General features: G+C 35.3%; 9 protein-coding genes. 7 read left to right on the top strand and 2 right to left on the bottom strand.

The window, feature by feature from the left end; translation table 11 throughout:
* Window positions 1-21 precede the first annotated feature (21 nt).
* The 7 genes from DMB65_RS00910 to DMB65_RS00880 all read left to right on the top strand — a co-directional run bounded on the left by DMB65_RS00910 (window position 22) and on the right by DMB65_RS00880 (window position 7091).
* Window positions 22-1050 (top strand): hypothetical protein, encoded by a 1029-nt coding sequence (locus DMB65_RS00910; protein WP_110304796.1) that lies wholly within the window; start codon window positions 22-24, stop codon window positions 1048-1050.
* A gap of 47 nt (window positions 1051-1097) precedes the next feature.
* Window positions 1098-2603, top strand: coding sequence for an OmpP1/FadL family transporter (locus tag DMB65_RS00905; RefSeq protein WP_110304795.1), 1506 nt, complete (start codon window positions 1098-1100; stop codon window positions 2601-2603).
* A 120-nt stretch (window positions 2604-2723) separates the two neighbouring features.
* The gene (locus DMB65_RS00900; protein WP_110304794.1) at window positions 2724-3209 is read left to right on the top strand and encodes a transposase DNA-binding-containing protein; all 486 of its coding nucleotides are present in this window, start codon (window positions 2724-2726) and stop codon (window positions 3207-3209) included.
* Between the two features lie 7 nt (window positions 3210-3216).
* Window positions 3217-4116, top strand: a complete 900-nt coding sequence (locus tag DMB65_RS00895) for an IS4 family transposase (protein ID WP_110304793.1) — start codon at window positions 3217-3219, stop codon at window positions 4114-4116.
* Between the two features lie 150 nt (window positions 4117-4266).
* Complete coding sequence (gene rimO, locus DMB65_RS00890; protein WP_110304792.1) at window positions 4267-5580, top strand: 30S ribosomal protein S12 methylthiotransferase RimO; 1314 nt, start codon at window positions 4267-4269, stop codon at window positions 5578-5580.
* Between the two features lie 44 nt (window positions 5581-5624).
* The gene (locus DMB65_RS00885) at window positions 5625-6155 is read left to right on the top strand and encodes a hypothetical protein (protein WP_110304791.1); all 531 of its coding nucleotides are present in this window, start codon (window positions 5625-5627) and stop codon (window positions 6153-6155) included.
* 30 nt (window positions 6156-6185) lie between these two features.
* The gene (locus DMB65_RS00880) at window positions 6186-7091 is read left to right on the top strand and encodes an N-acetylmuramoyl-L-alanine amidase (protein ID WP_110304790.1); all 906 of its coding nucleotides are present in this window, start codon (window positions 6186-6188) and stop codon (window positions 7089-7091) included.
* Between the two features lie 812 nt (window positions 7092-7903).
* Here the strand turns inward: DMB65_RS00880 and DMB65_RS00870 are convergent.
* Together DMB65_RS00870 and DMB65_RS00865 are read right to left on the bottom strand one after the other, a co-directional pair.
* On the bottom strand, window positions 7904-8320 hold the full coding sequence (locus tag DMB65_RS00870) for a hypothetical protein (RefSeq protein WP_110304788.1): 417 nt from the start codon (window positions 8318-8320) through the stop codon (window positions 7904-7906).
* 14 nt (window positions 8321-8334) lie between these two features.
* Window positions 8335-14385: an RHS repeat-associated core domain-containing protein gene (locus tag DMB65_RS00865; RefSeq protein WP_110304787.1), complete on the bottom strand. Its 6051-nt coding sequence runs from the start codon at window positions 14383-14385 to the stop codon at window positions 8335-8337.
* Window positions 14386-14387 lie beyond the last annotated feature (2 nt).

The following is a 14387-nucleotide window of genomic DNA, read 5'->3' as shown; positions in this document are numbered from 1 at the left end:
ACAATAAAAAACACCACAGATATGAAAACTTCTATATACCTTCGCCAAAACTCAGTTTATTTTTATGCAATTGGAATGCTGAGTTTTCTATTAGCATCATGTGGTTCTTACCAAAACACTTCATATAATGATAACGATGGAGTTTATGGCAGTACCCGCACCTATGCCTATGCCCAGTCAACTACAACTGCTACTAATAACCAATATCAGGAGTATTTTAAGGCGTTACAAGATGACAATATGCCTACAGAAATTTTTACAGATGTAGACAGTTACAGTAATTACACAGAAACTGACAGCACGCAAACTGCTGTTGCGCCTACTGCATATCCTGCATGGGGAAGTTCCAGTTCAGAGGTTTCAATAAACGTTTATTCAGACCCATATTGGTCAATGGGATTTGGATGGGGATATCCTTATTATGGATACGGATGGAACTCACCTTATTACGGATGGGGTTATGGAGGAGGTTATTGGGGATACCCTGGATACGGATGGGGACACGCCGGATATTGGGGGTCTGGATGGGGTTATTCAGGATATTGGGGAGCAGGTTACGGATACAACAACTACTCTTATAACTACGGAAGAAGAGGATCTGCTGCTTACTATGGAGGAAGAAATTATGTTTCTAACAGAAGCTATAACACCGGAAGAAACTATAGCACAGGTAGAAACTATACCTCTAGCAGAAATTACACAACCAACAGAGGCTTAACAAGCAGACAAAACAGTTATTCAGATTACAGAAGAAACTCTTCTTTAAATGGAAGAACTTATAATTCAAGTCCGACTTTTACAAATCGAAGAAACACAACAACACAAAGCAACAGTACTGACTACTTTAGCAGAAGATCAAGCAGTACCACTACTAACAGAACTTACAACAATAACGGCGGCAACTCCTCAAGGAGCTATTCAACACCGAATTCCTCTTCATCATCTTCCCGTTCATACAACAACAGCGGAAGTAGTAGCGGAAGCATGAGATCATCTGGCGGAAACAGTGGCGGCGGCGGAAGATCTTACGGCGGCGGCGGAAGAAGGTAACATTTTCTTCTTCAGTGTATCTGATTACATATTAAAACTCGATCAAAATGAAAAAAACACTTATCCTACTTATAACAGGACTAACTGTCAGTGTCACACATTCTCAGGAAATTTCAGACGCTATGCGATATGCACAGGACAACATAACCGGAACTGCCCGTTTTAGAGCCATGGGAGGTGCTTTTGGTGCACTCGGAGGAGACCTTTCTTCCTTAAGTGTCAACCCTGCAGGATCTGCCATCTTTTTAAACAACCAGGTTGGAATTACTTTGAGTAATCATAATATCAAAAACAACTCTAATTATTTTAACGAAGAAACAAGCGACAAAGAAAATTCCTTTATTTTAAATCAAGCTGGTGCTGTTTTTGTTTTTAATGATCGTAATCCAAATAATAATTGGAAAAAAATTGTTATCGGGGCTACGTACGAGAACACCAATAATTTCAATAATAATATTTTCTCGAAAGGCACAAATAAATACAACTCCATTGATGCTTATTTTTTAGAGTTTGCTAACGGAGTTTCATTAGAAACATTACAAACAGTTCCTTATGAAAATATGTCATACAAAGAACAGCAAGCTCATTTTGGATATGAAGGATACATTATAAATCCTGATACCCCCCTAGACCTTAACAATACAAAATACAACACCAATGTTCCCAACGGAGGAAATTACTATCAGGAAAATGAAATTGACACAAAGGGATACAACAGTAAACTGAGTTTTAATATCGCAACGTCATATAAAGACCGTATTTATCTGGGAGCCAATGTAAATGTTCATGTTACAGACTACAGAAGTTCTAGCAGTTTTTTTGAAAGAAACAGTAACGATCTAGAACCAACACAAACCATATCTAATGTACGTTTCAATAACAATCTATACACTTACGGAAACGGATTTTCGTTTCAGTTAGGTGCAATTGCTAAAGTTACTAATGCTTTAAGACTTGGATTGGCATACGAGTCAAATACATGGTACACTTTATACGATGAAATTTCTCAAAGTTTGTATTCTACAACAGAGAACAATGCTAATCAAGCTATTGATTATAGTGTAAACCCAAACATTACAAACGTTTACGAATCATATACTTTGCAAACTCCGGGAAAATTCACTTTTAGCGGTGCTTATATATTTGGAAAAACAGGATTAATTAGTATTGACTATGCTATTAAGGATTACGGAAATACTAAGTTTAAACCAACCAGCGATTCGGGATTTAAAGAATTAAACAGCTCTATGAACAATGAGTTACTATCAAATGGTGAATTGCGGATTGGAGGTGAACTCAAAATCAAACGCCTGAGTTTACGCGGAGGATATCGCTTTGAAGGAAGTCCATATAAAAACGAAAAAACTATCGGAGACCTAAATAGTTATTCCGGTGGTTTGGGTTACAACTTTGGGGCAACAAAATTAGATCTCGCCTATTCTTTTACAGAAAGAAAAACCAGTCAGGGCTTTTTTGCAACCGGATTAACTGATCCGGCACATATTACATCAAAATTAAACAATGTTACACTTACTTTATTATTTGAATTGTAATTAGAAATTAAATAGATGAATGAAGATTTCCGTCTGGTCTTTACCCGGCGGATTTTTTTTAGCCCCGATAGCAGTCTACCGTCTGGACACAAATATCTATATTTGTTAAAAAAATAAGTTTTGAAAGAAAGACTATTAAGCGATATAAAGGATCCTCGTTTATTGAAGAGAGGCAATATAATTTTAGACAAATTATTCAAGAATAGCGTTCATTCGATTCGTCAAATTACTCAAAGTGATTCTGAGGCAAAATCTTTTTATCGTTTTTTACAAAATGATAATGTTTCCGAAGCTGATATTATACGGAACATGACGGCTAACTGTGTTTTCTCTAGTGCAAATAAAGTTCTTCTGTGCATTGAGGACACTACTGAAGTTAATTTATATAACCATAAAAACAGAGTAAAAAAGGACCAGTATATTGGTAGGACTAATGCTGTTAAGGGAGGTATTGGATTTTTACTCCACCCTAGTTTTGTTTTAGACGCTCAGACCTTAGTTCCTTATGGCTTTTCTGATGTTAAGATATGGAATAGGCCATTAGAGAAATTAACTAAAAAAGACCGGGATTACAATAAACTTCCCATAGAAGAAAAAGAATCTTAATAAATGGATAGAATCTTCTCAAAACTCAAAAAAGGTATTAAGCCAGGCAAAAGAAATCATAATCATTCAAGATAGAGAAGGCGATATTTATGAGCAATTCGGGATTGTTCCAGATCAAAGAACACATCTATTGGTTCGTGCAAGAGCAAATAGAACTCTTTCAGACAAGACAAAGCTTTTTGATTATATCGCAGACCAGCCATCCAAAGGAACTTATAGAATAGAATTGGAGGGAGATAAAAGAAAGAATATAAAAAAAAGAGAAGCAATTTTAGAAGTTCGCTTCTCTGAAGTGAGGATAAATAAAAATGACTTAAGTTCTAAAACTGCTCCGCAAAACATCACACTCAATATCATAGAAGCCAAAGAAATAAATACCGATGTTGAAAATCCGATATGTTGGAGATTATTGACCACTATAAATATTGAGAATATAGAAACAGCTTTGAACTGTATTACCTGGTATACATGCCGATGGGTTATAGAAGAAGTCTTTAGAATCTTGAAAAAAGAAGGTTTTAACATAGAAGCAAGTGAATTAACTTATGCTAAATCCATACGTAAACTTTCTTTACTGATGATGGAAACTATTGTGAAGCTATTTTTAATGCAAATAGCCTATAATTGTCCTGAAGAAGAAATTGAATCTGGTAGTTGTTTTTCAGAAGATGAAATAAAATGTCTGGAATATCAAATAATAGCTTTAGAAGGAAAGACTGAAAAGTTGAAAAACCCTTATCTGGACAAAGATTTAAAACGTTATGTTTGGGCAATTGCCAGATTAGGAGGATGGAAAGGCTATACTTCAGAACGCAAACCTGGAATAACTACATTTTGGATTGGAGTGCAAAAATTTACTTCAATTATGCAGGGATGGCAATTATTCCAAGATGTGTCCAGACGGTAGGATAGCAGTGGAAATCCTTTCGCTTTTTCTTTAAAAAGTGAAAGATTGGAACGGATAGCGGGAAATAGCTCCTGAAAAACACCTAAAACAACTCTAAACAAGCCGTGTTTGAATAAAAAAGTGTAATTTTGCACTCCAATTTATAAAAGTATGAGAACCAGGTCTTTAAAAAAAAATAAAATTAACGTAATCACTCTTGGGTGTTCGAAAAATGTATATGACAGTGAAGTGCTTATGGGTCAGCTTCGCGCCAATGGCAAAGAAGTACAGCATGAAGCACCTGAAAAAGAAGAAGGAAACATTATCGTAATTAACACTTGTGGTTTTATTGACAATGCAAAAGCAGAATCGGTAAATATGATTTTGGAGTATGCTGATAAAAAAGACAAAGGTTTAGTTGATAAGGTTTTCGTTACAGGATGTTTATCTGAACGTTACAGACCGGATTTAGAAAAAGAAATCCCGAATGTAGACCAATATTTTGGCACAACAGAATTGCCTCAGCTGCTGAAAGCTCTGGGTGCCGACTATAAACATGAATTATTAGGGGAACGTTTAACGACTACTCCAAAAAATTACGCTTATTTAAAAATTGCCGAAGGCTGTGACAGACCCTGTAGTTTTTGTGCTATTCCGTTAATGCGTGGCTCACATGTTTCTCAACCAATTGAAAAATTAGTAAAGGAAGCACAAGGTTTAGCCAAAAACGGCGTAAAAGAACTAATTTTGATCGCTCAGGATTTAACTTATTACGGTCTTGATCTTTATAAAAAAAGAAATCTTGCTGAACTTTTAGAAGCATTGGCAGCCGTTGAAGGAATTGAATGGATTCGTTTACATTATGCCTATCCTACCGGTTTCCCGATGGATGTTTTGGAATTAATGAAACGCGAACCTAAAATCTGTAATTATATTGATATTCCGTTACAGCATATTTCGGATAAAATTTTAAAATCGATGCGTCGTGGTACAACTCAGGCTAAAACGACTCAGTTATTGAAAGATTTTCGTGCTGCGGTGCCGGGAATGGCCATCAGAACTACTTTGATTGTTGGTTATCCGGGCGAAACCCAGGAAGATTTTGAGATTTTGAAGGATTTTGTTCAGGAAATGAAATTTGACAGAATGGGCTGTTTTGCTTATTCTCATGAAGAAAACACTCATGCTTATTTATTAGAAGATGATGTTCCTGCTGATGTAAAACAAGCCAGAGCCAATGAGATTATGGAATTACAATCGCAAATTTCATGGGATTTGAATCAGGAAAAAGTAGGTCAGGTTTACAAATGTATTATTGACAGAAAAGAAGGCGCCCATTTTGTTGGAAGATCCGAATTTGACAGTCCGGATGTCGATAATGAAGTTTTAATAGATGCCTCTAAACATTATGTAAAAACAGGGGAATTTGTTAATATCAAGATAATAGAAGCAACAGAATTTGATTTATACGGAGAACCTGCTTAAATTTACGGTAATTGATTATTCATTATCAACTTAGACATACTTTTATGAAATCTATACATTCTTTTTTTATTTTAGCTTTTGCTTTATTAAGTTTTACATCTGTATTGGCACAGTATGGAAATGGCTACAATAACGGTTATGGAAACGGTTACGGCAGAGGCAACGGAATGGGCATGGACAGAAGCATGATGCAGGGCCCACAAAGCAGCCCAAGCAAACCTAAAGAAGTACCGGTTGAAGAAACAGCTGCTAAAATTGTTGAACAAATGAAACCTGAAGTAAATCTTGATGAATTGCAAGTCATTGCCATTACCAATGTTTTAGCAGACAGCATGAGAGAACAAGGTGTTCTCTTAAAAAACGAAAGCAGTAGTCAGGATCAGAAAATTGAACAAATAAATGCATTAAGAGAAGTTACGACTAAAAAGATAACCGCTTTTTTAAATCCTGCACAGATAGAAAAATACACAACTTTTATGGCTAATTTTAAAGAAATAAAAAAGACTAAGTCAAAAAAGAAGAAAGAAAAAAAAGAAGTTAAAGAAGATACTGAAGAAATAAAACCTGCAGACTAACTATTTCTACTTAATCTTAAAATGTAAAACATGTTAAAAAAACATTTTTGTTATCTCATTTCAGCAATTATAATTACTTCTTGCGGAACAAAAAACCCTTACAGAACAACAGAAAAAGTTTATGATCAGCAGCTTAAAACTTTAGAAAATCAAATTACAAGCAAAGAAGTTGCGCCAATACCAGCTACCCCGGTTATCATTGATACTACTTACGCAACGCAATTAGGTATTGTAAAAGATACCTTATCAAAAACAGGATCTACACCCTTATTAAATGGTATCAGCACAGAATGGATAGGGACTGTCAACTTCAATCTGAGAAAACCCAGTTTCATTATCATTCATCATACTGCACAAGATTCCCTACAGCAAACCATTAGCACTTTTACAAAAACAAAAACACAGGTAAGCTCCCACTATATAATTTCTGAAAACGGAAAAGTTGTTCAGATGTTAAATGATTATTTAAGGGCGTGGCATGCAGGTGCTTCAACATGGGGGAAAAATACAGATTTAAATTCAAGCTCTATCGGTATCGAACTTGACAATAATGGTTTCAAACCCTTTACTGAAGCTCAAATTGGAAGTTTAATTGCTCTTTTGACAAAATTGAAAAAAGATTATAACATTCCAACACAAAATATATTAGGGCATGCTGATATTGCTCCAGGCAGAAAACAAGATCCAAGCGCCTTATTTCCATGGAAGACATTAGCTGAAAAAGGATTCGGAATATGGCCTGATGAAATTTTAGAAGAAGCTCCTTTTGATTTTAAAATTGAACCTGCATTGCGAATTATTGGTTATAACACTAAAAATCTTTCAGCAGCAATAATGGCTTTTAAGTTGCATTATATCCAAACTGACGCCTCTTCTATTTTAGATCGAAAAACAATAGATACTATTTATTCGATTTATAAAAAGCAGGTTCAATAACTTTAAATTTCATATTTAAAAATGCGTTTCTAAATTGAATTAGAAACGCATTTTATTTAACAATAGTAGTCAAACTAAAGAATTATATCAAATCTACAGCAACGTATAAAGTTTTTGTGACTCTTTAATAGCTTTTATGCTTTCAGGTGAAGTATGATACCTAAGTAATGTCTGATCGGTACTATTACTTGCTGTATTCCCATACCTGTTGGTTCTGTTTGGCTTTGTAAGGACTTTTCATAAGCTAGTTGAGCTTCGTTAGTTGCAGTATTAATATTTCCCGCAATAACTGTAGCAGAAGGTTTAACATCTGTCACAAACCAAATACCTGAACCGGCATTCCAATCGTTGCCCGAGTATGTGAAGTTTTCCGATTTTGTAACATTTCGTGTATGCTGCTACGAACTTTTTGGGTAGTTGCATACGCACCGACAATCCTTTAAACAAATACAATTATTAAGACATTCACGGAAAAAGTCAGGAGACTTTTATCATGTTTTAAGGCTTTCAAGAACTTTTAAAAATGCGCAAAGTCATGAGACTTTGCGTAGCAACTCACGCTTTCTAATAACACTTTGCGGAGCGGGTGTAATGCTGCACCACTGTTGCTCCACCATAATAATTTACACTTCTTACTCGTCCAAGTGCATTAGCTCCTAATGACACACCTAAACCAAGTAAAGTCTGAGGTGACTCTTTGGTAAATCTACTTCCTATTTGCCTAATATTACCTTGAAACATACCTCCAAAGATCCTAAATTGATTGTTAAGTATAGAAGTATTTTTGAAACCCGAACCAATAGATTGCGCAGCTACTCCGTATAATTGACATAAAAATCGGTACTTTGCAAATCTTGTAATGTCAAATCATATCGTTTTAAAATTCTATAATTCAACCGTACATCTTCCCAATCGTATTTTTTTAAGGTATCCGAATCAAAAATATAAATACTCATTTTGTCCGAAGGCAATTTTGAATATTGTTTCTCCCACTTTATACTCGAATCGACATAACCTGATAAACTTGGAAAAATTACAGGACTACCTATTTTTTTGGTTGGCAGTGTAGTATCAGGGTATAAAAACTCTGAACCTGGCCTGGCAACAAAAAATTGAATATTATGATTGGATTTATTTTTGACAATAATAGTATAAACAGTAAACTTTGCCTCTTCACAACTTGAAAATAAACATAACACAAGTAATGCTTTTAAATATATATTTTTCATAATAATCTGTTTTTTTAGTTTGTTGGATAGTCCGATGATTCGCTTAAACTCAACCAATCAATTCCATAATGTTTCTTAAAATATCTTGAAGCTTTGTTATTTGCCCTTGTTTCAGTCCAATAATGATGATGTTCATCTTCAGTTGATTTCCAAGAACTTATTCCGCTTGGTATACCAATTGCAGGTAAATAAAATCCTCCCCAATACTGGCTGTCTAAAGTATGCCCATATTCGTGCATATACAATTGATCTGTCAGTACCCTATTTTCAAAGCTTCCTTCGATTTTATCTTTTGTATTAATGTTAATATAATTACCAAAAGTAATCCCATTCCTTTTTTTACTGTTTTCATTTGTGGCAAAAGTAGCACCTCCAAAATAATCTACTCTATCAACGTTTCCAGTAATATTATTAACTTGGGTATATAATTTGCCAAGGTCTGTTTGCGCTGATTCCCAAGTAAATCTTCCTAATATTTGCAAAACTTGTCCTCCAAAAGTTCTGTTTTTATCTACCTGGAACAATCCCATTTCTATTCTAAAAGCATTTTTAATTATTTTAAAAACCGACTTAAAAGACAACTCCCCACTAGGATCTGTGTATTTTAATGGATTATTCAGCACATAACCATAACGGTTATAGTTTTGCGTATCATCAGGATTTTGTACATAATTATCAGGCTGCAGGAAACGGTGCAGTTTAGCATCATACAAACGCCCGTTCATGTGTATGAGTCCTACACTTTGCAAATGTTCATGCCCGGTATAACCTCTATCCAACAAACTAAGACCGTTTAATGTATTTCCTGGCCCATCTTGTATTAACACATTCCCCCAGGCATCAAACAAACGTTTTTCCAGCACTTGTCCTGTGGCATCACTTATGGCAACAATACTGCCCTGATAATCCCTTTGTAAATATAGATAATTTTGGGTAGTGCCATCACTTTTTAACACTACAGGAGCGCTGTAACCATCGCCGCCTATATACGTTACCAACTCTACTGCTCCAGTTTGAATATTGTGTTTAATCTCCATACTGCCATCGGCAGAGTAGTATTTACGTAAGGGTCTTAATAGTTTGTCGTTATCGATACTACCATAAAATACGGTACTACGATTGTTAGCATCATTGTATGTAAAACTAATTTTATCCTTGCCTGTTTCTTCAATCTGGTAAGGGCTTTTAAAGACATTATAGGTAATATTTTGCTCCTGATTTACCTGATAATGAGTTAAAGCGTCAGGCGTAACTGTTATCGAGGTGTTTTGGTACGCTTTGGCAGTATTGGTATAATTATAAGTTCCTACTGCATTTTGGGTTATCCTTCCGCGGTCGTCATAGCTTTGCGTTTCGGTTATACCTGCGGTGTTTTTAAACGAAGTAAGGCGGTCTAAAGCATCATAAGTAAAACTTTCATTCCAGTTGAATAAATTGTTGGTTCTGCTGGTTAAATTTGCTTTTTGAGGTTCAAACACCGTATTAAGGGTCATGATGTTTCCCGGGGAAACAATCAATCGATCCTGTTTGGTTTGAGAAATAAATCCGTAAGAATCATAAGTATTTGTAATGGAAATATTTCCATTAGCCATAGTCGCGCCAGTAAGCTGTCCTCTTGCATTAATGGTATTGGTTTGCCATAATACCTGAGAATTGGCTGCGTCTATTATTTGCCAGGGCTGTCCGTTTTTATAGGTCTGCTGCCCAGTCTTGGTATTTGATTTTCCAGCTGCAGTAGCCGTTGAAGTTTCAGTATCTACCCTGCCAAAGGCATCATAAGTCAGTTGTTTGGTAAAGCTGGCATAAGGAGTTGTTTCAACCGAAGAGGTCAATCTTTTATTACTGTCATGCGTATAAACAGTTGTAGTTGTTGCATTATTTTCTAAGGCATCAACAAAAGTACTGGATGTTAGTAATTTGCTGGCAGCATCATAGGCATACGTAGTTGTACTGTTGGTATTCGTTCCTACAATTGTTTTTTGCGTTAGTTTGCCTACTGTGTTTAGGGTGTAAGTTGTGGTGCCATTAGGTGTTGTTTCGGTTAAGACCTGCCCTACATCATTATAAGTGTAATTATATTCACCAGCCGATGGGTCAGTAAGTTTAGTTTTTCTGCCCCAGCCATTCTGCTCAATAGTCGTTACTTCTCCATTATAATTGGATGATTTTAGATTGCCATTGGCAAAATAAGTATAGGTAAGCGTTCCGCCTGGGGTATCGGTCAAAGATACTGTATTGCCTAATGCATTTTTGGTTACTGATTTTGTTTTAGTACCGTCATTAATGGTAGTGGTCAAACCGGAATAACTGATGCTTGTCGTTTTGCCTGTAAAAGAGATATTTTGGGTTGGTCTGCCATAAGCATCATATTGGGTTTCGTTCCATTGCGTGGCACTACTGCCGTCATAGGGTTCACTTACCTTAAAATTACGGTCATAAATATCATATAGATAAGAAACACTCGAGATATTCCCATTTAAGTCTTTTGCACTGACGGTTATTTTTCGTCCTAAATCATCATAGAGTTCTTCATTAAAACTGCCGTCATCACCGGTTGTAGTTATTTTTGCCTTTTCGTTAGTTCGGGTATAGGTATAAATATTATTTTTCCCTAAGTAATCTGTAGTCTTTGTTTTCTTGAACCAGGCATCATATAAATACGAAGTAGTTAATCCATACGGATTGGTTTCAGAATTTAATACACCATTAGCAGTATTGTAACTATAAGTGGTTGCTAGTCCTTCTATATCAATGCTTTTGGTTAAAAATCTTCCCGAAGGGTCATATTCATAAATTGTTTCTCTTGGATAAACATTATTACCCGAAATTATTTTTTTGATAATGTTGCCAAAGGAGTCATAGATATTGTTTTCGGTAATAAAGTTAGTATTATGTCCTTTTTTCTTCACTTGAGTCAATAAACCACCTGTATTGTAAACGTATTGTTCTTCAGTAGTCATAGTGTCTCCTGAAACTGTCACGCTTTGGGTTTTATTCGTAGGCCTGCCTACAACATAAGGAGAGCTTGTAGGCGTAGCATACGTCAAATTAGTTACTGTAGTTTGTTGGGTTGCACCTCCTTCTTTTACTGTAACTGTTGATGTTGTTGGATTATTATAAACATCATACACAATGGAGGAAGTTTCTGTGCTGGTATTTTCCAGTCCATTGTATTGTTGAGAACTGGTAAGCTTGAGATTGAATACTTTAGCAGCACTTAAAGTACTAGTGTAGCTGGATGTTGATTTACTAATAAAATCAGACGGAGCATCGTAGCTACTGGCGTTGTACTGCCCAATAACAGTATAGCTTTCGGTATTTGCTCCACGCAGGTTAGTATCAAATTTTGATACTGTTGAAATAATAGGATTATTATTGTCAAACCAATTGGTAGTAGCTGTTGATTTAAAGCCTAAAAAGCCTAAACCTTCAGTATTTGAAATCGCATCATAATAGGAATACAACTGTTTTTTATAATCTGTAGTACTTTGTTTTTCTAACATAGAAACCACCTGCATGCTGGAAGCCGATTCAATATTGGAATTAGGGTAAACCTCTGAATAAGAGCTGTTATAAATGGTACTAGAGGGGCCAGTATTACTATCAAAATCTGAATTCAAGGGTTTATAGGTAATCGACTCCGTTACACCATTTCCTGTTCTAATGGAGCGTAACAATTGATCCTTAGTATTATCCTTACCAGAATTAAAATAGAAAATTTTATTGTTACTTAAGAACGCAATTTCCAGCGTTGGGTTATAAGGTTTGTCTTTGCTTTGAATTCCTTTTCCTGTAGGGAGATAAATAGGAAGTGAGTTGAGGTTAATATCGGCTACATAAGGGCTACTAGCTGCAACTGAACTACTGTTGTTGAAAATCCCATTAAGATTTTTATAAGATGTAACAGTTAAGTTACCTGAGGTATTTCCTGAATTACGGTTACTTTTGGTTAAAATTAAATCCGATTTACCATCTTTATCATAATCTGATGCAATGTAATTATAGGTATTTGTAGAATTGTTTTGTAAAAAGCTAATTCCGGAATAAGTTTGAACCGTTTTTATAAAACTGGTTCCTGTAGAAGTATATTTATACCACGTTGTAGAACCATATCCACTAGGAATGATAAAATCAGTTTTACGATCACCATTATAATCACCTAATATAATTGTTTTAGTGCTAGCGACTGATATATTTGTATCTGTATAGATTGACAATAAAGACAACTGGTTTGTATCATTAAGCGTATATGTGCTCACTTTGCCATTTTCAAAAATCATAAAATCTGTTTTCCCATCTCCATCAACATCGGCAGCTTCAACCCTTGTAGAAGCTGTTAGATATGTTGACAATTCACCAGAATAAGTCAAAAAATTACCGGTATTGTCCCGCTTTAGATCTATAAAATAAACCTTTTTAGAAGATTCACTTGAAGTTCTAGTTGTACAATTTTGATCATAGTTATCCCAATCGCAATACCCATAACCGAGAGTCTTATCAATTGCAATTACATCAGTTAAACCATCTCCATTAAAGTCACCAGAGATTATCTTCTTAGGTAAAATTGTCGTTATAGTACCTACAGACTGGCAATTAGAATCACATGTTCCGTCCGGAATTTCAATAGTTGGAAAATTTACAACCCTTTCATATTGATATAGTATGGGTGTAGTACCACTATTAGAATATACTGTAAAGGTGTAATTACTTCCTGTACTTTTAACGACAGTCCATCCTTGCTTAGGCATCAGGTGATTATTCCAGCTTAACCAAGTGGTTGGGAAAATTTCCTGAAATGCTCCTACATTGTGTTCCCATCCAAAATTGGTGTAATTTGCTGCACCAAGATCCGAAAATAACCAATACTTAGCTTTGCTATTCGTACCAGTAGTTGGATAAAGTATAAACTCCATTTTTTCATCACCATCAAAATCCCCGGATACAGTTCCTGCATTTAAAGAAGTTATATTTCCAACACTTAAACTACTAGTAATATTGGCATACGCAATTGTATCATTAGTGTTTTCATAAGTAAAAACAGTAGGGTTATAGCTTTTGGTATTATCACCACTTTTTTCGGTTATACTTGTCAATCGTTGATAGCCCAGAGAATTTGTATTATAAGCCAATTGATAATTTCTAAAACCAACACTATTAGCTGTAACAACAATGTTGTTTAAAATTTTGTCCTGTACAATCTTTTGACTGCCTACATAAAATTCTTCAGACCTATTAGCCGTATTATAATTAAACTGAATTTTGTTTATACCAGTTGTTGCTCCTAATGTTCCATAATTAATAGTAGCAATGCTTAAGCTGTTATTGATATTATTATAAGTATAACTGATACGAACTCCCTGTGGATTTTCCCAATAGGTAATGGAATATTCCATTATACTTCTTGAATCCGTAGAATTGCCATAATAGGCCTTTGAACCATCAGGATATTCCACTAAAAAATAAGAAGGACCATAAGCAGAACCACCAGGGTGTACTCCATAAGAAGTAATTTTTATATTTGAAAAATTTTCTGTTTCATAAACGGTTCCATTAGCACCATAAGTTCCGGTTTTAACTATCAGTCGTTGTCCGTCTAAAGCAAATCGATCTAAATTGTCGAAATCTACTCCATCAATCACACCATCATGAAATTTTGTTGCAGGTATCCTTGTAATTTTGGAAACTCCGGTAATATTCCAGCCATATCCGGCCATGCCATTGCCTCCCTGGCTATTATAGGCTAAACTTACTTGAGGAATAACCCCATTAATTCCGGAAGGAACCATAATAGGAATGTTGTAAGTAGCACCTCCTGAAAGCGAAACTGATAATTGCCCTTCGGTAATTCCTACCTCATTAGAGTTACCCGTAGGTGTTATTGTAGCTGTAGACAGCATCTTTGCAGTAGATGTAGATCTAAATGAATTAGTTGTAATTGTATTATTTTCCGGAGTATCCATTCTTTTTATAGGAATTAAACCTTTCACAGGTATACCTCCCATATCTTGTGCAGACATAAAAAAAGAAAACCCTAAAAAAAGCAGGCTAAAGTAAAATTGCTTCATAT

Source organism: Flavobacterium cheongpyeongense, from assembly GCF_003202435.1.
GTDB lineage: Bacteria > Bacteroidota > Bacteroidia > Flavobacteriales > Flavobacteriaceae > Flavobacterium > Flavobacterium cheongpyeongense.
The sequence above is the reverse complement of the archived record's forward strand: the minus strand, read 5'-3'. Positions and strand labels throughout refer to the sequence as shown.

Coding starts and splice junctions, on each gene's coding strand:
- DMB65_RS00865 (WP_110304787.1), bottom strand. CDS start 14,385: ATGAAGCAATTTTACTTTAGCCTGCTTTTTTTAGGGTTTTCTTTTTTT.
- DMB65_RS00910 (WP_110304796.1), top strand. CDS start 22: ATGAAAACTTCTATATACCTTCGCCAAAACTCAGTTTATTTTTATGCA.
- DMB65_RS00905 (WP_110304795.1), top strand. CDS start 1,098: ATGAAAAAAACACTTATCCTACTTATAACAGGACTAACTGTCAGTGTC.
- DMB65_RS00870 (WP_110304788.1), bottom strand. CDS start 8,320: ATGAAAAATATATATTTAAAAGCATTACTTGTGTTATGTTTATTTTCA.
- DMB65_RS00880 (WP_110304790.1), top strand. CDS start 6,186: ATGTTAAAAAAACATTTTTGTTATCTCATTTCAGCAATTATAATTACT.
- DMB65_RS00885 (WP_110304791.1), top strand. CDS start 5,625: ATGAAATCTATACATTCTTTTTTTATTTTAGCTTTTGCTTTATTAAGT.
- rimO (WP_110304792.1), top strand. CDS start 4,267: ATGAGAACCAGGTCTTTAAAAAAAAATAAAATTAACGTAATCACTCTT.